The organism is Leisingera daeponensis (assembly GCF_019801465.1).
GTDB lineage: Bacteria > Pseudomonadota > Alphaproteobacteria > Rhodobacterales > Rhodobacteraceae > Leisingera > Leisingera daeponensis_A.
The window spans coordinates 1-21,699 of record NZ_JAHVJA010000024.1; the positions used below are offsets into that span (position 1 = coordinate 1).

General features: G+C 62.2%; 12 protein-coding genes. 9 read left to right on the forward strand and 3 right to left on the reverse strand.

The window, feature by feature from the left end:
• Positions 1-378 precede the first annotated feature (378 nt).
• Both KUV26_RS22785 and KUV26_RS22790 read left to right on the forward strand, forming a co-directional pair.
• Positions 379-1,170 (forward strand): DeoR/GlpR family DNA-binding transcription regulator, encoded by a 792-nt coding sequence (locus KUV26_RS22785; protein WP_222510173.1) that lies wholly within the window; start codon positions 379-381, stop codon positions 1,168-1,170.
• A gap of 327 nt (positions 1,171-1,497) precedes the next feature.
• Entirely contained in the window at positions 1,498-2,337 is an 840-nt protein-coding gene (locus tag KUV26_RS22790) for a DMT family transporter (RefSeq protein ID WP_222506347.1), read from the forward strand.
• 14 nt (positions 2,338-2,351) lie between these two features.
• On the opposite strand, the gene KUV26_RS22795 is transcribed toward KUV26_RS22790, so the two are convergent.
• Together KUV26_RS22795 and KUV26_RS22800 are read right to left on the reverse strand one after the other, a co-directional pair.
• Positions 2,352-5,132 (reverse strand): PAS domain S-box protein, encoded by a 2,781-nt coding sequence (locus tag KUV26_RS22795; protein ID WP_261400085.1) that lies wholly within the window; start codon positions 5,130-5,132, stop codon positions 2,352-2,354.
• Between the two features lie 364 nt (positions 5,133-5,496).
• Positions 5,497-7,845 carry a methyl-accepting chemotaxis protein gene (locus tag KUV26_RS22800; RefSeq protein WP_222510175.1) on the reverse strand — a complete coding sequence of 783 codons (2,349 nt, stop codon included), beginning with the start codon at positions 7,843-7,845 and terminating at the stop codon, positions 5,497-5,499.
• Positions 7,846-8,293: 448 nt separating this feature from the next.
• Between KUV26_RS22800 and KUV26_RS22805 the strand changes: the two genes are divergently transcribed.
• From KUV26_RS22805 to fdhF, 5 genes are all read left to right on the forward strand, one after another.
• Complete coding sequence (locus KUV26_RS22805; RefSeq protein ID WP_222510176.1) at positions 8,294-11,173, forward strand: Hint domain-containing protein; 2,880 nt, start codon at positions 8,294-8,296, stop codon at positions 11,171-11,173.
• Between the two features lie 384 nt (positions 11,174-11,557).
• Positions 11,558-12,004, forward strand: a complete 447-nt coding sequence (locus KUV26_RS22810) for a winged helix DNA-binding protein (protein WP_261400086.1) — start codon at positions 11,558-11,560, stop codon at positions 12,002-12,004.
• Positions 12,005-12,056: 52 nt separating this feature from the next.
• Positions 12,057-12,968, forward strand: coding sequence for a LysR family transcriptional regulator (locus KUV26_RS22815; RefSeq protein ID WP_222506352.1), 912 nt, complete (start codon positions 12,057-12,059; stop codon positions 12,966-12,968).
• A gap of 93 nt (positions 12,969-13,061) precedes the next feature.
• Complete coding sequence (locus KUV26_RS22820; protein ID WP_222510178.1) at positions 13,062-14,750, forward strand: NAD(P)H-dependent oxidoreductase subunit E; 1,689 nt, start codon at positions 13,062-13,064, stop codon at positions 14,748-14,750.
• Between the two features lie 3 nt (positions 14,751-14,753).
• Positions 14,754-17,528: a formate dehydrogenase subunit alpha gene (gene fdhF, locus KUV26_RS22825; protein WP_222510179.1), complete on the forward strand. Its 2,775-nt coding sequence runs from the start codon at positions 14,754-14,756 to the stop codon at positions 17,526-17,528.
• Positions 17,529-17,714: 186 nt separating this feature from the next.
• Here the strand turns inward: fdhF and KUV26_RS22830 are convergent, their stop codons facing one another.
• Entirely contained in the window at positions 17,715-18,329 is a 615-nt protein-coding gene (locus tag KUV26_RS22830) for a TetR/AcrR family transcriptional regulator (protein WP_222510180.1), read from the reverse strand.
• A gap of 124 nt (positions 18,330-18,453) precedes the next feature.
• On the opposite strand from KUV26_RS22830, the gene KUV26_RS22835 reads away from it, so the two are divergent.
• Both KUV26_RS22835 and KUV26_RS22840 read left to right on the forward strand, forming a co-directional pair.
• Positions 18,454-20,499: an NADH:flavin oxidoreductase gene (locus KUV26_RS22835; protein ID WP_222510181.1), complete on the forward strand. Its 2,046-nt coding sequence runs from the start codon at positions 18,454-18,456 to the stop codon at positions 20,497-20,499.
• 1 nt (position 20,500) lies between these two features.
• Positions 20,501-21,226 (forward strand): NAD(P)-binding domain-containing protein, encoded by a 726-nt coding sequence (locus tag KUV26_RS22840; RefSeq protein ID WP_222510182.1) that lies wholly within the window; start codon positions 20,501-20,503, stop codon positions 21,224-21,226.
• Positions 21,227-21,699 lie beyond the last annotated feature (473 nt).

The following is a 21,699-nucleotide window of genomic DNA, read 5'->3' on the forward strand; positions in this document are numbered from 1 at the left end:
TGATCGACGGGCTGGCGGCCAACGGTGAAGAAGGCAACGCCGACGTGGAAGCCGCGGTGCGCGCCAAGGTTGCGGACCTCTGCGCCCGCTTCCCGCTGTACCCCAACCTGTAAGCCGTACCGGCATTGAAGAAACCGAACCGCCGCGGCAGCCCAGCCGCGTCGGTTTTCTTTTGGCCCGATCAGGGGAGCGCCCGCGGAAAAAGCGGGTGAGTAATGGGAGCCACTGGCTTCTGCATGGAGACTGCTTGCACGGGCAGCACATTCCCCCTTGGGCAGGTTTTTCGGCATACCACGGCGAGTTCGGGGAAAGCCTTGTCATGGGCTGGCGGGCCGTGCCTAATTGCGCCAGGCCGGAAGCTGCAAACGGAAAAACCTCTTGTCAGATTCTCATTCCCTTTCTCACCGTGAACTGGAACTGGTGGATGCGTTGCGCCGCCTGGGCGGTTCCGCCCGCAGTGCAGAGCTGGCCCGGATGCTGGACGTCTCGGAAGAGACGGTGCGCCGAACCATAAAAGCGCTGAACAAAGCCGGCGCTGTGCAGCGCGTGCACGGCGGCGCCTTTCTCGCGGGCCCGCAAAGCGCAACCAGCTTTGCCCGGCGAATATCGGAAAATCAGAAGGAGAAGGCGAGAATAGCTGCGCTGGCAGCCCGGCATGTGCGCGATGGGATGGCGCTGTTCCTGGATGTCGGCTCCACCACTGCTTTTGTTGCAGAGGAGTTGCGGCAAAAGTCAGGGCTGATCGTTGTCACCAATTCCATTGGAGCTGCGCAGACCCTGGCAAATCATAATGGCAACAGGGTGCATTTCCTGGGGGGGGAAATGCACAGCAATGAGCGCGGCACTTTCGGATATGTCGCGGAGCAGCAGCTGCGCCGGTTCTCGCTGGATCTGGCAATCCTTTCAGCGGATGCCGTGTCAGCCAAACAGGGGGTGCTCTACCACAGCGCGGAGGAAGCGCAGCTGGCTTGTGTGGCTGCGGAGTGCGCCCAGAAGGTGGCGATAGCAATGGCGCATCCCAAGTTTGCCGATACCGCCCCCCATTGCGGGCCGGAGCCGCGCAGGATCTCCGTCTTGTTCACCGATCAGGATCCCGGGAAGAAGCTGACACATGCACTGGCAGAATGGGGGGTGAAAACGGAAATCGCCCTCCCCGGCAAGACTGGCTGACCGGACTGCCGCCACAATGCCGGTACAGCAAGGAGGTATCGCCTTCGGCCCCGGGGCGGTGGCGGGAATAGCAGTTGCTGCCGCGGCCGGGCGGCGCTAAGGCCTTGCCGGAAACCGCTTACCCTTCGAGGGAGCCTCTAGCGGGAACCGGCATGGGGGAAATGATGTTTCTGATCAGCCTTGCGGGCGCTGAGATGCTGCCGCCCGCCGCGGGGCGGTGGGGGCTGATCCCGGGAGTTGTGCCGGCCATAAGCGGACGTCTGTACGTCCAGGCCGAAGCCAAGATGGCACCGCGCCCTGCTGCAGGCTCAAGGACCTGACCCTGAGATGACATTTCCCCTAATTGCCATAATCCTGTCGGCAGCTCTTCTGCATGCGCTTTGGAATGCCATCGTAAAGACAGCTGCCGACCGGACCACGACGCTCGGCCTGGTGGCTTTTGGCCAGGTTATCCCCAGCGCGGTGATGATTGCGGTGCTGCCGCTGCCTTCGGCAGAAAGCGCGCCGTATATCCTCGCCTCAACCGTCGTGCATTTCGGGTATTACTACATGCTGGGCCGTGCCTACCAGCATGGTGATCTCAGCGTGGTTTATCCGATTGCCCGCGGCATTGTTCCTGTCCTGGTTGCTGTTTGGGCGATGGCCTTTGCCGGGGAAGTTCTGCCGCTGCAGGCCTGGGCCGGAATTGCAGTGATAGCCTGCGGAATTCAGCTCAGCAGCTGGAAGGCGCTGCGCTCCGGTGTGGGGCGTGCGGCGTTTGGCTTTGCTGCCGGCACCGGGTTCTGCATTTCCATTTACTCCGTGCTCGATGGCCTGGGCGTTCGCCTTTCGGGCAATACGCTCAGCTATTGGGCCTGGGGGGCATTCCTGCATATTTTCATTGCCGGGTTTGTTGCCGTCCGCAAGCGCCGGACCCTGGCAGCCCTGCCCGGAAAGACCTGGGCCTTGGGTATTGCCGGCGGGCTTGTGTCGATGATCGCCTACGGCCTCGTGCTTTACGCCAAGAACTTTGCCCCGCTGGGGGCGGTTTCTGCGCTGCGGGAAACTTCGGTGGTTTTTGCTGCGCTGATCGGGTTCTTGTTTCTCGGCGAGGGTTACTGGATGCGCAGGCTTGGTTCGGCGGTTCTGATGGCCGCTGGTGTAGGCCTGATCGGGACAGCAGTGTAATTTGGCGGCCCCTGTCAGGCGCTGGCCCGGGGTTTCTGCGGGGCGGCGGTTTCCGCAAGCAGCTCGGCCAACGTGTGCAGAAGCACCGCCTTTTTCACCGGCTTGGCCAGGAAATGATCCATCCCCGCTTCCAGGCAGGCCTGCTGGTCGCTGGCAAAGGCGTTGGCGGTCAGAGCGACAATGACAGGCTGCCGGATAGGCAGACTGCGGATTTCCCGGGTTGCACCTATACCGTCCAGCACCGGCATCGACATGTCCATCAGAATGATGTCCGGCTGCAGGTCTTTGCACATGTCCACCGCGGCGCGGCCGTTTGCAGCTTCGGTCAGTTCGACAGGCTGGCCGCGCAGGTATTTCCGGATCAGCAGCCGGTTGGTCTGATTGTCCTCGGCCAGCAGCACCCTGCAGGGGCCGAGTTGCGGGACGGTCTCCAAGCTGGGGGGCAAGACCTTCTCTGGTGCCCGGCAGGCTGGCGCAAACTGCAGCTCCATCCGGAAACAGGACCCCTGGCCGAGTTCCGACATCACCGAAATGCCGCCGCCCATCCGTTTGGCCAGCATGCTGGAGATCGTCAGACCCAGACCGGTGCCGCCGAAAGCCTTGGTTGTGGCGGCGTCGGCTTGGGTGAACCGGTCGAAGATGTGGCGTGCCTGGTTTTCAGAGATCCCGATCCCGCTGTCCTCGACTTCGATGACCAAACAGTAAGGATCGTCCGGGGCATGCGAAACCCGAACCGCAATTTTGCCTTCCGCCGTGAATTTTACCGCGTTGCCGATCAGATTGACCAGGATCTGCCGTAAACGCCCGTCATCCCCATGCATCCGCTCCGGCAATCCTTCGGCGTAGCTGACTTCCAGAAGCAGGCCTTTTTCCTGCGCTTTCGGGCGAAAAAGATTTGTGGCACTGCTGATGCAGTCGCGCAATTTGAAGTCCTCCGCGGAAATGGAGAACTTGCCGGCTTCCAGACGTGACAGGTCAAGGATGTCGTTGATGATCTTCAGCAGAGCCTGGGCGGAGCTGCGGATGGTTTCCACATTCTGCATCTCATCCGGCGGCAGGTCTGCCTCGGTCAGAAGGTCCGCCATGCCGATAATGCCGTTCATCGGCGTGCGGATTTCATGGCTCATGTTCGCCAGAAACTCCGACTTGGCGCGGTCGGCCTGTTCAGCCTCCAGTTTGGCTTCGGCGAGTTCGCGCTCACGCTGCTTGCTGTGGGTAATATCCCGTTCGATGCCGATGATCAGATCCACGGAGCCGTCGGCGCTTGTAACGGGCACAATGTTCGTGTCGAACCAGACCTCGTCACCTGTTTTCGTGTAGTTGAGGACCTCGTTGTGATAACGGATGCCGAGGTCCTTGTGCCGGTTCATTTCCCGGATCACCCCGGCGTCGGTACCGGGCCCGTCCAGCAGTTCCGACGGGGTTTGGCCTATGGCGTCGGCGGCCTGAAAACCGGTGGCGCGCGTGAAGGCATCATTGACCCAAAGGATCCTCCGGTCTGCATCCGTCAGGATGATACTGTCGGAGGCGTGTTTGGCGACCAGCGACAGACGGTGGAGTTCGGCCTGCTGCTTCTGCAGTTCGGCGTGCGCCTGTTCCAGGGCCTGCTTGCCCTGGTTCAGCTCGCTGTTGCGCTCGGACAGGGTTTGGTTGGCGCGGATGAGCTCCTCCCGCAAGCGGACATCCTCGGAGACATTCCAGTTGACGCCGATCATCCATTCGCGGCCCCGCGCATCGGTGAACGGGCTGGCCAGCGCCCGGATGTGCTTAACCGTGCCGTCTTCCAGAAGGATCCGGAATTCAGAGGCAAAATGCGTGTTGCCCTGTTCCGCCGCCTGCAGCGCCTCTGCAACGCGGCCGCGGTCTTCCGGGTGCAGGCGGTCGTTCCAGGCCTGGCCGGTCAGCGGGCCCTGGTCTTCGGGGACCCCATACAATTCATGCATGCGGCTGTCCCAGCTGACGCGCTGGTTTTCTGCATCGCATTCCCAGATGCCGACCTTGGAGGTTTTGACCGCAATTTCCAGCCGCCGCGATACGGCCTCCAGTTCCGCTTCCCGGCGGCGCAGCTTGCCGATCGCGGTCTGCCTGGCTGCTGAGAGCCTGCCTGCGAGAAAGGTGGGGAAAACGATCAGGGTGCCGGCTGCCAGAAGGGCAAAGCGAAGCTGCCACACGTTGGCAGGCTGTTCCTGCCAGCCGCCTTGGGGACGGGCCGCCAGCTGCCATGTGCCTGCAGGCAGGTTGATATCCATAAGGACCGGGTCGTCGGAAAGAATGCCGGGGGAGCCGAAGAACTGCAGCCCGGCTGCGCCGGTGCCATCCTGCCCGGTCAGCGCGATGTCCAGGCCGCTGCCGCCGTTCACACCGGTGCCTGCGTACAGAGTTCCGGTTTCCACGACCGCTGACAAAATTCCCCAGAATTCCCGCTCCGCGCCGGTGCCGGTGAAAATCGGTAAGCGGTAAATGAACCCCGATCCGCCTTGCACGAGGTCAACCGGACCTGCCAGAACCATATCGCCGCTGTCGCGCACCCGGTGGGCGGCGGCGCGCTGTGCCGCGTTTTTGTTGTAGTCCAGCCCGATGGCTGACTCGTTGCCTTTCATGGGGTGAAGCAGGGACACCACTAGACTGGGGGCGGCGGCGATATGCCGGATGGCGGTTTCCCCCTCCAGCACCTTGGCGGCAATTCCAGCAAACCTGGCCTGGGCCATGTCCGGTTCCGTCGCCAGCATCGCCGCCAGTCCGCGCAGGCGCTGGTAATCGCCGTTCAGCTGGCCTTCGAGGCGGGATTTCAGCATTCCCGCTTCCTGTTGAGTGTCGGCGCGCTGGGACTGGTAGTGAATTGTGGTGTTCTGTCCTTCGGCATACAGGCCCGCGGCGCACACTACCGCCAGCGCAAGCAAGGCCGGCAGATAAGTTCTGTTGCTGAGTGCGCGCAGCCAGCTTGCGGGAAGGTTAGACACGGCCATTCAGCTACCTTTGCTTGTTCAGGAACCCTGTTGACAATTGCGGCCTTAAACTGTGCCAGGTGCTCGGTACTGTCTTATTCTCCATTGTAAGTCTGAAGATCCGGTTTTCACAACATGGTTGCTTTCGGCTGCCGCACAGTGTGGCACATGCGGCAGCCGCACCGCATTGCTGGCCTGCAGGCACCCGGACGGTTCAGAAGTCCTGCCATTTTGTCAGGGCCGCTGACCCCTCCGAAACAGGCACGGCAACTGAAGCCTGCGGCACCTCATCCCAGCCGGTTCCGTGAGCGGACGGAAGGTCCGGCTGCGCGTCCTGGCGCGGCGCACGCATTTCCTGCCCGACATTGAAGCGGGCCACCAGCCCGGCCAGGTTGGAAGCGTCGCCGTTCAGCAGCTGTCCCGCAGCGGTCATCTGCTCCACCATTGCAGCATTCTGCTGAGTGACCTGATCCAGCTGCATCACGCCGGTGTTGATTTCGCCGATGCCTGTGGACTGTTCCGCGGCGCCTTCCGCGATGTCTGACACAAGGTCCGAAATATGCGACACTTGCGAGACGATGCTGTGCAGCGCGTCGCCGGCCTTTCCGACCAGAACCACGCCCTTTTCCACCTGTTCGCCGGAATTGGAGATCAGCGCCTTGATCTCCATTGCCGCATCCGAGGAGCGCTGCGCCAGCGCCCGCACCTCAGAGGCCACAACGGCAAATCCGCGCCCTGCATCCCCTGCGCGCGCTGCCTCGACGCCCGCGTTCAATGCCAGCAGGTTGGTCTGAAAGGCGATATCGTCGATCACGCCGATGATCTGCGAGATGTGGCGGGCGGATTCCTCGATTCCATTCATTGCGGATACCGCGTTCTGCACAACTTCGCCGCTTGCCTTTGCTTCGTCTCTGGCCTCGTTCATGGCGGTTTCGACACGGCGCGCGCCGTCAGCGGCTGCCTTGACGCTGGCGGTCATCTGATCCAGCGCCGCTGCGGTCTGTTCCAGTGTCGCGGCCTGGCTTTCGGTGCGTTGCGACAGGTCGTCAGAGGCCTGGCTGATTTCCGATGTTCCATTGCGGATGCTGGTGGTGGCTTCCACCACTTCGCGGACGGTTGCGTTCAGTGTGTCGACCGTTTGGTTGAAGTCCAGCTGCAGGCCTTTGTAGGCTTCGGGGAAGGGCGCATCAATCGTGGTTGAGAAGTCCCCGTTGGCCAGATGCGTCAGGCCAGTGCGCAGTTCATTGACCACAAGATCCTGCTCGCGTTGCGCCTCCGCCCGTTCTTCTTCGGCAAGCTGGGCATTCTGCAAGTCGGTTTTGAAGCCTTCCAGGATGCCTGCGATTTTGCCGAACTCATCGCCGGTTCCCAGACCGGCAACCGGGTGGTCATAATCCTTGGCGGCAATGTGTTCGACGCTGTCGGACAGGCCGGACACCTTGCGCGCGATGCCGCGGGCTGCGATCCAGGACAGCAGGGCCACCGCAAGAGCGACGCCCACAGCCTGCAGCATAGAGGCATTGACCAGGCTTTTTTCGGCTGCCAGAGCTTCGGCACTGTCGACTTCCAGCACAATTCCCCAGCTGCGGTCTTCCAGGCCGACGCTTGCTGCCATTGCTTCAACCGGTTGTCCGGAAAGGCCGGGAGTTCCGGAAAAACTGCTCTCGCCGCCGCTGAGTGCCGCGGAGATCTGCTGCAGTTCAGGCAGTTTGGAAAGCACCTCGTGGCCGCCTTCACGTTCAGACCGGGTCAAGGCGGCGCCATCCCCGCGCACCAGGTATGCCTGGCCGGTTTCCCCGAGCAGCGCGGACCGGGACAGGATGCCGGCGATGCCGTCGACCGGCACACGCAGCACCAGAGCCCCCATGATTGCGCCTTTCTTGAAGATGGGCGAGGAAATGAACATCGCCGCTGCCCCGCCATCGGCCTGGTAGGCAGCCATTTCCGACAGAAACACGTTGCCCTGCTCCATCTCCAGGGCGGCGCGGAAGGCCTGGCCCAGCCCGCTGTCCTTGTACGGCCCGTCCAAATAGTTCAGGGCAAAGTCTTCGTTCTTGTGGACTGAATAGACCATGTTGCCCTGAACATCCAAAAGATAGGCGTCCAGGAACCCCTGCTCTTCGAGAAAGGTGACAAAGCCGGCGTGGTTCATCTTATGGCGGATTGACCATGCGGATTTATCTTGGGCGTCCAGCATTTTGTAGCGCTCGCCTGCCGGGTTCGGGTTGCCATCGGCATAGGCGGCGCGCAGATGGCCGCTGGGATCGTCGCCAAGCGAGTAGAAGCCGTTGGAGAAGTCGCGAAGCGCTGTTTCAACCGCCTTGCTTGCCACCAGCGTCCGGGTCTGGGACCGCAGCCCTGCAACCCAGTTCTCCAGCGCTTCCTTGCGCTCTTCCAGCAGCGTGGCATAAGCGGCCTCGCGGTTGGCCTTCAGTGCCTGCCCGGCCTCCCAGGCAAAGAAAAAGCCCGAGGCGAGCGTCAGGAGAATTGTCGGCACGGCAATGGAGAGCGGCAGTTTGCGGCCCAGCCGCATGTTGTTCCAGAATTTAAACAGTCGAGTCATTACGGCGAAGTTCCCATCAACATTTCAGTCTGCCGGACTGCCTGAGAGCGGCCTTGGGCGGTGCCAGCCGAGAGGTGCTGGATGCAAAAACACTCCGGTGGATTCATTTCAGGGCGGTTAAAATGGCCGCCGCAGCCCTGTATTTGAGCCTTTCGGCGGCCTTGGGCGGCGTAAATAACGTTCCACTTTTAACTGAACGCCTTCAGGTTGGCGCGAATCATCTGCGGCCCGGAATGGTGCGGAGCATCCTTCGTGGCCGGTCGGCATGGCACTGCACTGCCGTGGGGCATACCGGCCGTTTCGTTGCAGTTCCGGTCAGGTTTCTTCCGGATTTACCATTCATTACAGGGATGCCTGTATTGAGGGCAGAACCAACGGCGCCTAAGCCAAAAACACGTGGCCTTGTACGGGCGCCCGTACAGCCATGACCGAAATATGAGATTTTACTATGGCATTACCTGACTGGCTTGCCGGCCTTCTTGCGACCCTGAAAGGCACAGTAGGCAACGACAGGCTTGCAGGAACCACCGGTGATGACATCATCGAAGCCGGCGCCGGTGCCGACACCGTTGCGGGGGAGGAAGGCAACGATGCCATCGATGCCGGGGACGGCGATGATGTCATCTATGGCGACATGGGGGACGGGTTCAATCAGGGCGCGGATGCCAGCCCGCTTGAACTGAACATTAACAAGATCCAGACCATCTCGCATGACGGCTGGACCGGGTCTGCCGGTAACTACGCAGTTTTCAGCGACATCGCGACACTTGAAGATGGCACCAAGGTCTGGGGCAAACTTGTCCTGGTGGAGAAATCCAATTCGAACATGTCGGTGCAGTTCGGTTATACTGAAGGTGCTGAAATTCTGCTGGAAGGCGATCAGGCTGGCGATCAGGCGACCTTCCGGCTGGAGTTTTTCGATCCGGCGACCGGCGAGCCGGTCTATCTGAACTCCACTGCCACGTTCAACGATATCGATGACAACAGCGGTTATGGCGATGCCGAGGCTGTCATTATCGACGGCAGCAGCTTCACCTCCTTTGGCGTTTCGTCTTTGACCTCACTCAACACTGCGACCGATGGCAGTATTGTGACCGCCACCGGGACGCAGCGCAATTCGTACACCGACCAGGATGCCTGGTTCTCCGCTGGGTTCGAGGACCAGTCTTCGATTGAATTCACCCTGCAGACCCGCGACGGGCTGGCGGGCTTCACCCTGTCCGGCGACGTTATCGACGATCCGGTCATCACCCCGATCGAGCAAGGCGCCGACACCGTTTTCGGGGGTGCCGGGCATGACATTGTCTATGGCCAGGGCGGAAATGACTCACTTTTGGGCGAAGATGGCGACGACAGCCTAGACGGCGGCGATGGCGATGATGTGCTGGACGGGGGCGCTGGGGCTGACACGCTGATCGGCGGTCTTGGGGCGGATACGATCGCCGGCGGCGACGGCGATGACTACATCGAAGGCGGCGCCGGCAACGATAGTCTGACCACCGGCCTTGGCAATGACACGCTGATCGGCGGCGAAGGCGACGACACCCTGAGGAATTCGGCTGGCGATGACAGCCTGGTCGGTGGCACCGGCAACGACAGTATCGTTGCGACTGACGGCAACGACACCCTGGAGGGCGGCGACGGGTCCGACACCATGTATGGCGGCAACGATGACGACCTCCTCCTTGGGGGCGCTGACGCCGACCTGATGTATGGTGAGACCGGCAATGACCGCCTGGAAGGCGGCGACGGCGACGACGTGATGGACGGGGGCGCTGGGGCTGACACGCTGATCGGCGGCCTGGGTGCGGACACGATCTCCGGCGGTGATGGCGATGACTACATCGAAGGCGGCGACGGTGATGACAGCCTGACCACCGGCCTGGGCAATGACACGCTGATCGGCGGAGCCGGTAACGATACGCTAAGAAACTCCGCCGGTGACGACAGTCTTGTCGGGGGCAGCGGCGACGACAGCATTATTGCAACTGACGGCAACGACACGCTGGAAGGCGGCGACGGTGCCGACACCATGTATGGCGGCAACGACGACGACCTTCTGGTGGGCGGCGGCGGCGCCGACGAAATGCACGGCGAGGCCGACGCCGATACCTTCAAAATGTCCGACGGGTTCGGCAATGACACCCTGACCGGCGGCGAGGCCGGCAACGACGATGACACCGTTGATGTCTCCGGCGTCACCACCGGCGTCACCGTCACCTATACCGGTGATGAGGCGGGCACGATCACCGACGGCACCGACACGATCACCTTCTCCGAGATCGAGTTGCTTAAACTCACGGATCAGGACGATGCGGTCGATGCATCGGCCGATAGCGCCGGCACCACGATTGATGCGGGGGCGGGCGACGACACAGTCACATTCGGTGCCGGAGACGATTCCATCACCAGCGGCGCCGGCTACGACGAACTGGTCCTCAGCGGCGGCGGCGGCACTGATACCATAAGCGACTTCAGCATCGCGGATGATGACAGTAACGGATTCTACAATGACCAGCTGGACGTCTCTGACCTGACCGGCGGCACCGGGCCTGACGGAGCGGTGCGTGCCTGGGATATTTCCGTCAGCGACGACGGTTTCGGCAACGCTCTGCTGACCTTTCCGAGCGGTGAAAAGCTGGTGCTGCAGGGGGTCGCCCCCGCGCAGATGTCCACCGCTCCGCAGATGCACTCTGCCGGCATCCCCTGTTTCACGCCGGACGTCGTGCTGGCCACCCGGCGCGGTGCGGTGCCGGCCGGCCAGATCCGGGTGGGCGATCTGCTGCAAACTGCAGACAATGGCTACCAGCCGGTGATCTGGGTGGGCTGCCGCACCCTTGGCCCCGCGGAGCTGGCGCGCCGCCCGCATCTGAGGCCTTACCGCTTGCGCCCGGGCGGCCTCTTGGCCCTGGAGCAGCCTATGCTTGTGTCGCCGCAACACCGCCTTTTGCTCGGCCGCCACACCCTTGGCGGCGGCCGACAGTTCGATGAGAGCTTTCTGCCAGCCAAGCTGCTGGCAGAGATCGATCCGAACTGCACGCAGCTAAGCGGTGCCGACGGCCCGGTTACCTACGTGCACCTAATGACAGAGCAGCATGAGGTGATCTTTGCCGAAGGCGCGGCGACAGAAACTTTCTGGCCCGGCCCGGAAGCTGTGCGCGGCCTGACCGCAGACGGCAGGCGGGAGCTGTTCGATTTGTTTCCAGAATTGGCTGCAGCAGCTTGCCTGTCCGGTGAAACCGGCAGGGCGCAGGTGCGCGCGGCCTACGGGGGACTTGCCCGTTACGCCATCAATCGGCGTGATTTGCGGCATCTTTCAGTGGCTTGAGAAGTCACATCCGGAAGGCTGGCCGCGCCGCTTGCGAAAGTGTGCCAAGGCCTGGTTTGGCCTGTTCCAAGTGCCGGGCCTGCACTCTCCGGGGGCATCATCTGCTGCAATACCCAGCTGGGTATTGCAGTCCGGAGCATTTGAATGGATATGTTGCGGGTCATTTGAATTGGATTTTCGGAATTATGCCCGGCGCTCCCGGCGGGAAGCGCTCGTATTTGACTGCCAGACGGGCAGGCGCCGGAAGAGGCGTCATTCTGATCCGCAAGTTTTGTGCCATTTTTTGGCAGCATTTTTTGGAGTTGTTCGTTGGATTATTCAGTCGGCCCTTCCATTTCCCCGTTAACTTCCGGAAAAGCCATTGACAGGCTGCACAGCCTGGAGATGGCAGTGCAACGTGCGCATGAAGGCCTTATCCGATGGCAGGCGGAAAGCTTTGAGCAGCTGAGCAGCGTGACGCTTTCGGGTGCGGAAATCACCCTACTGCAGTTTATCGGGGATGGTGGACGTTCCAAGTCGATCAAGGAAATGGCGCGTGTCACCAATCGCGTGGATATTCCCAACATCCAGTACTCCTTGCGAAAACTGGCTGCTGCCGGCCTGACACGCAAACAGGGGGCAGGCCGCTCTGGAGTCTCCTACAGCCTGACGGACGAAGGCTGCCGGGTCGCCGCGGAAATGCGGGAGCTCCGGTCCGGCCTGCTGGGACAGGCGTTTGAGGGCCGCCCGGAAATGGCCGCGCAGCTGGAAAGCGCCTTGGCTGTTCTGGAGGAACTGACCGGCCTGTACGGAGGTGCAGCACTGGTGCCTGCCCCTGACGGCGAAGGCTGAGCCGGCAACTGTCTTATTGTGCAGAGCAGCGCCGGCGGATTAAAGTTCCGGAATGATCGAACTCAAGGACCTGATGCTGCTGACAGCGCTGGCGCGGCACAAGCATTTCGCCAAGGCCGCCGCGGACTGCGGCATGTCGCAGCCCGCCTTTTCCATGCGGATCCGGAATCTGGAAGAGCGGCTGGGCCTGTCGATCGTGCGCCGGGCTAACCGTTTTCAAGGTTTGACAGAGGAAGGCATGATGATTGTGCGCCGGGCGCGGTCTATTCTCGACGACGCCAAAGCCCTGGAACAGGAAATTGCCGCGACCCGCGGCGAAGTGAGCGGCACACTGGTGCTGGGGGTGGTACCAACGGCGACTGCCTGGGCTGCGCAGCTGGTCGATCAGGTGCATCAGGCCTACCCGCGGATTCTGGCACAGGTGGAGGTCACCACCTCTCTGGCTATTCAGCAGCGCCTTTACGATGGCACTATCGACGCAGGGATTACTTATGCCGACGGCATGGGCCGCGAACTGGTGACCGTTCAGCAGCTTTATGAAGAAAGTTATGTTCTGCTAGCGCCGGAAGGCATGGTGGCCGACCGAGAAGACGCGATCAGCTGGGCCGAAGCAGCGGAGCTGCCGCTGAGCCTGCTGGATCAGCAGATGCAGAACCGGCGGATTCTGGACCGCATCTTTGCCGACCTGGGGTTGAAGCCGGAGATCGTTTCCGAATCCAATGGTTTCATGGCTTCGATGGTTCTGGCGCGGGAGGGCTCGGCAGCAACCATCCTGCCGCGGGCGCTGATGGAGGCGCTTGGCGATCTGGGAGGCACCCGGGTTCTGGCGCTGGTCGAGCCGGAGCAGGCGCGCCCGATCTGTATTGCGACTCTGGACCGGACACCGGAACTCACAACTGTGCGCGCTTTAAAAGGGGTAGTTGCGACGTTTGTAGACAGTAGGATGCCGCAAATGGCGTCATAAAAATTTCTGATCGTGCAATCCAATTTCCAGATTTGACGATATTCATTCTTGATGGCATTGGCAGAATGGAAGACGTGCTGACTGGAGGATCCCATGGCACCATTGGATGATAGCAAGGGCGTGTGGAAGTCCGGCAAAGGCAAGGGGCGCAAAACGCCCAAGGGCCGCCAGGTTGACGACATTGCGCTGAGCGAGGTTCAGGAATTGCTGGGGGACCACCCGCGCAACCGTGACCTCCTGATTGAGTTCCTGCACCTGATTCAGGACAAATACGGCTGCCTCAGCGCCGCGCATATCCGGGCGCTGGCCGAGGAAATGCGGACCGGGCAGGCCGAGATTTACGAGGTGGCTACCTTTTACGCCCATTTCGATGTGGTCAAGGAAGGTGAGACCCCGCCGCCGGCGCTGACCATCCGGGTCTGCGATTCGCTGTCCTGCGAACTGGCAGGCGCCCAGCAGTTGCAAAAGGCGCTGGAAGACGGTCTGGACGCGAGCCAGGTCCGCGTGCTGCGCGCGCCCTGCATGGGCCGCTGCGACACTGCGCCGGTGCTGGAGATCGGCCACAACCACATCGACCACGCTACCGTCGAGAAGGTGGAAGCGGCGATCGCGGCAGATGACACCCACGCGCACGTCCCGGAGTATGAAACCTTCGCAGCCTATGAGGCCGAAGGAGGCTATGCCACGCTGAAAGACCTGCGCGCCAATGGCGACTGGGAAGCGGTTCAGGCGAAAGTCAAAGAAGCCGGCCTGCGCGGCCTGGGTGGCGCAGGCTTCCCGTCCGGCACCAAATGGGGGTTCGTCCGCGCCAACGAGGGCCCGCGCTACCTGGCTGTGAACGGCGACGAGGGCGAGCCGGGCACCTTCAAGGACCGCTATTACCTGGAGCGCACCCCGCACGTCTTCCTCGAAGGCATGCTGATCGCGTCCTGGGCGGTTGAGGCCGAGAAAGCCTTTATCTACATGCGCGACGAGTATCCGGCGGTGCTGGAAATCCTGCGCCGCGAGATCAAGGCGCTGGAAGACGCCGGCATCGTCGAGGAAGGCTACATCGATCTGCGCCGCGGGGCAGGGGCCTATATCTGCGGCGAAGAAAGCGCGATGATCGAGTCGATCGAAGGCAAGCGCGGCGAGCCGCGCCACCGCCCGCCGTTTGTGGCGCAGGTGGGTGTCTTCGGGCGTCCGACCCTGGTCCACAACGTCGAGACCCTGTACTGGGTCTGCAAGATCAACCGCGAAGGCCCGGAGTGCCTGAATTCGGTTGAGAAGAACGGCCGCAAGGGCCTGCGCAGCTACTCTGTTTCGGGCCGGGTGAAGAACCCAGGCGTGCACCTGCTGCCCGCCGGTTCCACCATCACCGACATCATCGAGGCCTGCGGCGGCATGCTGGATGGCCACTCCTTCAAGGCTTACCAGCCGGGCGGCCCGTCCTCGGGCCTGCTGCCTGCGTCGATGAATGACGTTCCGCTCGACTTCGACACGCTGCAGCCGCATGGCACCTTCATCGGCTCCGCTGCCGTGGTTGTCCTGTCCGATCAGGACTCGGCCCGCGATGCGGCTCTGAACATGCTGCGCTTCTTCGAGGATGAAAGCTGCGGCCAGTGCACCCCCTGCCGGGTGGGCTGCGAAAAAGCCGTCAAGCTGATGAGCGAGAAGAAGTGGGATCAGGGCCTGCTGGAAGAGCTGAGCACCGCGATGGTCGATGCTTCGATCTGCGGCCTGGGCCAGGCTGCGCCGAACCCGATCCGCCTGACCATGAAACACTTCCCCGAGGAGGTTTGAGCCATGAGCGATAAAGTCACATTCACACTCGATGGCGAACAGGTCACGGCAGAAAAGGGCCTGACCATCTGGGAAGTCGCCAACGGCCGCGGGCTGAAGATCCCGCACCTGTGCCACAAGCCGCAGCCGGGATACCGCCCGGACGGCAACTGCCGGGCCTGTATGGTCGAGATCGAAGGCGAGCGCACGCTGGCCGCCTCCTGTATCCGTGAACCCGCTGAAGGCATGGTTGTCACCACCAACAACGCGCGCGCCGAAAATGCCCGCAAGATGGTGATGGAACTGCTGGTGGCCGACCAGCCCAAGCGGGAAGAGGCGCACGACAAGTCCTCCCACATGTGGGACATGGCCGAGCTGAACGGTGTTACCGAGAGCCGTTTTCCCAAGCTGGAAGAAGGCCGCATCCCGCTGCTGGACGACAGCCACGTCGCCATGAAGGTGAACCTCGACGCCTGTATCTCCTGCGGCCTGTGCGTGCGCGCCTGCCGTGAAGTGCAGGTGAACGACGTGATCGGCATGGCCGGCCGCGGCCACGATGCCTATCCGACCTTCGATATCGCCGACCCGATGGGCCAGTCCACCTGCGTCGCCTGCGGCGAATGCGTGCAAGCCTGCCCGACCGGCGCGCTGATGCCTGCCACGGTGATGGACGACAACCAGGTTGGCGACAGCAAGGACTATGACTCCGAGACCGAAAGCGTCTGCCCGTTCTGCGGCGTTGGCTGCAAGGTGTCGCTCAAGGTCAAGGATAACAAGGTCAAATACGTCGAGGGCATCAACGGTCCCGCGAACGAAGGCCGCCTGTGCGTCAAGGGCCGGTTCGGCTTCGATTATATCCACCACCCGCACCGCTTGACCAAACCGCTGATCCGCCGCGAGGATGCGCCGGCCAAGGGTCTGAACGTGGATCCGGGCAATCTGTCGACCCATTTCCGCGAAGCGACCTGGGAAGAGGCGATGGATCTGGCCGCCAAAGGCCTGATGCAATTGCGCGACGAAAACCCAAAAGCAGTTGCAGGCTTCGGCTCGGCGAAATGCACCAACGAAGAGGCCTATCTCTTCCAGAAGTTCATCCGCCAGGGCTTTAAGCACAACAACGTGGACCACTGCACCCGTCTGTGCCACGCGTCGTCCGTTGCGGCGCTGATCGAAAACGTCGGCTCCGGTGCGGTGACCGCGACCTTCAACGAGATCGAAAATGCCGATGTGGCCATCGTGATCGGCTCCAACCCGATCGAGAACCACCCGGTGGCTGCGACCTACTTCAAGCAGTTCACCAAGCGCGGCGGCAAGCTGATCGTGATGGATCCGCGCGGCGTCGGCCTGCGCCGGTTCGCGACCGAGATGGTGCAGTTCCGCCCGGGTGCGGACGTGTCGATGCTGAACGCGATCATGAACGTGATCGTCGAGGAGGAGCTGTACGACAGCCAGTACATCCACCGCTGGACCGAGAACTGGGAAGCCGAGAAAGAGCACCTGCGGCAGTTCACGCCCGAGAAGATGTCGGAAATCTGCGGTGTGTCCCCCGAGCAGCTGCGCCGCGTCGCACGCACATTTGCGAACGGCAATGCCGGCCTGATCTTCTGGGGCATGGGGATCTCCCAGCACATCCACGGCACCGACAATTCCCGCTGCCTGATTTCGCTGGCTCTGATGACCGGCAACGTCGGCAAGCCGGGTGCTGGCCTGCACCCGCTGCGCGGCCAGAACAACGTGCAGGGCGCATCTGACGCGGGCCTGATCCCGATGTTCCTGCCGGATTACCAGACCGTGACGTCGGATGATGTGCGCAGAAGCTTCACTGACGTTTGGGGCGGCGGCGACTTCTCGAACGAGAAGGGTTTGACGGTGACCGAGATCGTTGACCAGGCTTATGCCGGCAACATCAAGGGCATGTATATTCAGGGTGAGAACCCGGCGATGTCCGACCCGGATGCCGACCACGCGCGCGAAGCCTTTGCCAAGCTGGATCTGCTGATCGTGCAGGACATCTTCCTGACCGAGACCGCGAACTATGCCGACATCATCCTCCCGGCTTCCGCGCTGTATGAAAAGAACGGCACGGTGTCGAACACCAACCGTCAGGTGCAGCGTGTTCGCCCCGCGGTGGCGCCTCCGGGCGGCGCCCGCGAGGACTGGAAGATCACTGTCGAACTGGCACAGCGCATTGGTCTGCCCTGGGATTACAAGGATGTCAGCGAAGTCTTTGCCGAGATGAAGCTGAACATGAAGTCCCTGAACAACATCACCTGGGAGCGTTTGGAAACCGAGACCATCACCTACCCGTCGCTGCATGAGACCGACCCCGGTCAGGCGATCGTGTTCGGCGACGGTTTCCCGCGTCCCGAGGGCCGCGCCCGCTTTACCCCGGCCTCGGTCATTCCGCCGGATGAGGCGCCGGATGCGGACTATCCGATGATCATGACCACCGGCCGTCAGCTGGAGCATTGGCATACCGGGTCGATGACCCGCCGCTCCAAGGTTCTGGATGCGGTGGAGCCGGAAGCGAACTGCTCGCTCAACCCGCGCACGCTCAAGCTGATGGGGATCGAACCGGGTGAAATGATCCGCCTGTCGACCCGCCGCGGTTCGATCGAGATCATGGCGCGCGCCGACCGGGCCATTGCCGAGGACATGGTGTTCGTGCCCTTCGCCTATGTGGAGGCGGCCGCGAACATCCTGACCAATCCGGCGCTGGACCCCTACGGCAAAATCCCCGAGTTCAAGTTCTCGGCGGTGAGGGTCGAGAAGATTGAAGGGCAGATTGCAGCCGAATAATCCGGCACAGCTGCTGGGGCAAACAAGGCGGGCGCGGAACCAGAGGTTCCGCGCCCGTTTCTTCTGGTAGCGCGGGGCTGGCGCCAGGCGCGCGGCCCAACTGCAGGGCGGGCCTTTTTGATGCTTGCCTGGCCAGCGGGAGCGCTTCTGCTTTGGACTGTTCCTTGCGTCCGGGTCCCGGCCGGTTTAGCGGTGCCGGGCCAAAAACCGTTCCAGATCCCGCGGCTCAGGGCGGGTGCCGGTGAATACCTCGATCCAGCCGGGCATCAGGGAAATCCGGTACTCCGTGCTTTCGTGCACCTGCATCGAAATATAACCGATCTGGGTGTAGATCATTGCGCGCGCGCGGATCAGCGCATCCGTCTCCGGGTAGCCGAAGCGTGTGAACATGTTGGTCATGGCCTGCTCCCGCCGGGTATCCGCGAGATCCAGCCTCTGTTGCAGGCTGCTGTCGTTGCGCGCCCAGTTGCGGATTGCCAGATCCAGCCTTGCATCAAACAGTTCCGGGTCGATCCAGCAGTCGAACAGATTGAACATCGCTTCGGCAATGCTTTCGGCATAGGCCTCGGTACGGGCCACCAGGTTCCCGGTATTCCGCTCCTCCCAGCGCCGGACCATCGCTTCCAGAAGTTCTTCTCGGTCCTTGAAGTGCCAGTAGAAACTGGTGCGCGAAACGCCAAGCCGTTTGGCCAGCGGCATCACCTTCACCGCTTCCACACCGCTTTCGGTCAGCACCTCATAAGCCGCTGCGAGCCAGTCTTCTTCGCTCAGCCTCGGGCGGGAAATGTCCTGTGTGTCCATGCCCCAGCCATAGCAGCGGGGCGGGGCGGGTGCAACTTTTCTTGACAGGTGTGAAAGTTTTATCGACATATGTGTCAAGAGTGGCGGAAGACTCGCCGCCAAGCCACCGTGCCAGGAGACGCCCATGTCCAAGGATCCGCTGCTGCAACCCTACCAGCTGAAGCACCTGACGCTTCGCAACCGGATTATGACCACCAGCCATGAGCCGGCTTATCCGGAGGATGGCATGCCAAAGGCGCGCTATGCCGCCTACCACGCGGAGAGGGCGAAGGCCGGCGTGGCGCTGACGATGACCGCGGGATCGGCTGCGGTCAGCCGCGATAGTCCGCCGGTGTTCAACAACATCCTTGCCTACAAGGACGAAGTGGTTCCCTGGATCCGCAACCTGACCGATCAGGTTCACGAACATGGTGCAGCGGTGATGATCCAGCTCACCCACCTGGGCCGCCGCACCGGCTGGAACAAGGGCGACTGGCTCCCTTCTGTCAGCTCCTCGCGCCACCGGGAGCCTGCGCACCGGTCCTTCCCGAAACTGGCCGAAGACTGGGACATCACCCGCATCATCTCCGACTTCGCCGATGCGGCGGAGCGGATGAAAGAGGGCGGAATGGACGGGATCGAACTGCAGGTTTATGGCCATCTGCTGGATCAGTTCTGGTCGCCGCTGACCAATGATCTGGACGGGCCTTACGGCGGCCAGACGCTGGACAGCCGGATGAAGTTGCCGATGGACGTTCTGCAGGCCGTGCGGGACCGTGTCGGAAATGAGTTCATTGTCGGCTTGCGGTACACCGCGGATGAGGCGGAAGCGGGCGGGATCACCCCGGAAGAGGGGCTGGAGATCTCCAAACGCCTGGCGGACAGCGGCATGGTGGACTTCCTCAACGTGATCCGCGGCCGCATCCACACCGATCCGGCCATGACCGATGTGATCCCGGTGCAGGGGATGAAGTCGGCGCCGCATCTGGACTTCGCTGGAGAGGTGAAGAAGGCAACAGGCATGCCGACCTTCCACGCCGCGCGCATTCCGGATGTGGCCACTGCGCGCCACGCGGTTGCCAGCGGCCTGCTGGATATGGTGGGAATGACCCGTGCCCATATGGCCGATCCGCATATCGTGAAGAAGATCATGGAAGGGCGCGAGGATGATATCCGCCCCTGCGTCGGCGCCACCTATTGCTTGGACCGCATCTACCAGGCGGGGGAGGCGCTGTGCATCCACAATGCTGCCACCGGGCGCGAACTCACGATGCCGCACCTGATCACCCCGGCTGAAACCCGCAGGAAAGTGGTAATCGTTGGTGCCGGGCCAGGCGGGCTGGAGGCTGCGCGGGTGGCGGCCGACCGCGGCCATGACGTGACCGTGCTGGAGGCCGCAGCAGAGCCGGGCGGTCAGGTCCTCCTGACCGCGCAGAACCCGCGCAGGGCTGAGATGATCGGCATCATTGACTGGCGCATGGCGCAATGCGCTGCCCGCGACGTGGCGTTCCGTTTCAACACCTGGGCCGAAGCAGAGGATGTTCAGGCGCTGGGCCCGGACGTCGTGATTGTGGCAACCGGCGGAATGCCCTGCATGATGCTGCATGAAACCGGCAGAGACCTGCCCCATGCGGTGTCGAGCTGGGACATTATTTCCGGCGATGTGAAGCCGGCCGGGCATGTTCTGGTCTACGATGAAAGCGGCGATCATCCGGGCCTGATGGCTGCTGAAGCTGCGGCAAATGCGGGCGCCAAGGTGGAGGTCATGACCCCCGACCGGACCTTTGCCCCTGACATCATGGGCATGAACCTGGTTCCGTACATGCGGGCGCTGCAGGACAAGGATGTGACATTCACGGTTGCCCGCCGCCTGCAGGGACTGGCCCGCAGCGGCAACCGGCTGACGGCGTCCATTGGCACGGATTACAGCCGCCATTCCTATCGGGCAGAGTATGATCAGGTCGTGCTGAACTACGGAACCCTGCCGCTGGACGATCTCTATTTCGCGCTCAGGGACGCTTCGGTCAACTGTGGAGAAGTGGATCAAAGCGCCCTGATCAGCGGCAAGCCTCAAACGCTCCGCGCCAATCCCGCGGGCCGGTTCCAGCTGTTCCGCATCGGCGATGCGGTTTCGGCACGCAACACCCACGCGGCGATCTATGATGCGCTGCGGCTGATGAAGGAGATTTGATATGCGTCTGGGAGTCCTGGGATGCGGCACCATCGCTGCTGCCGTGGTGCGGGGGCTGACGGGCAAGGGTCATCAGATCACCGTGTCGGAACGCAGCGCAAGCCACTCCGCGGCGCTTGCGGCGGCGTTCGAGGATGTGGCCGTGGCTGATAATCAGGCCGTTGTCGATGCCAGCGACGTGGTGTTTCTGGGACTGATGGCGGAATCCGCGGCGGCGATCCTGAGCGGTTTGGCCTTCCGGGCCGATCAGCAAGTGGTCTCGTTCATGGCGGGTGCGGATCTGGAGCAGGTTTCGCACTGGGTTGCGCCGGCACGGGCAGCAGCGGTCATGATGCCTTTTCCGGGCATTGCACGGGGCGGCTCCCCGGTGATGGTTCTCGGGGATACCGCATTGCTTGCCCGCATCTTCGAACCGGACAACCGGATCTTTGCGCTGCGGGACGGCTCGGAGCTGAAGGCCTATCTGTCGGCGCAGGCTGTGCTCTCGCCGGCTGCGCGCCTGGTGGGCGATGCTGCGGACTGGCTTGGGCAGCGGGTATCGGACCCTGCGCAGGGAGAGGCTTTCCTGCGGATGCTGGTGTCCTCCAGCCTGCAGGCGTCAGGCTGCACGGAACTGATCGATGCGCTGAATACGCCGGGCGGGTATAACCAACGGTTGCGGTTACACATGGAAGCAGCAGGGATTCGAGAAAGCCTGGCGAAAGGGTTGAGCAAACTTGAAGGCTGAGAGTTCGGTACCTGCGGGCGGGTGATTGCCCGCTTATTTGTTTTTCACGCGATTCCCCCGGGGGCTTTGGGCTGGAGTGAGGCTGGGCGGAAGGAAGCCTGGTTTGGGAGACCGCGATTCCTGTCATTGCGTCTGTGGATAATGGGGTTGAGTCTGTGGGTAAGTGCTGCGGGCACCGGTTTGGCGGTGTCCGGGGTGGTTTGCGGCGCGGGGGAGGGGCGGCAACCGGGTCAGTGTTTCTGACTTTGTTTTGCTGTAATGTATTGATTTTGTTTGATTTGTGATTTTTCTTTCCGGAATTCTGCGTTTTTCTGAATTTTTGGGTTGCGGGTGTTTGGCGGTGTCCGTAAAAGCCCCCTCACCGGCGGCGCTGAGGCGCTGACGGTCACCACCGAGGGTTATCTGGAACGGCGGCGCGGCAAGAGATTGGAGCGCAGCCGGGATTGTTGTCTCTCAGGGGTGATGCTCTTTGA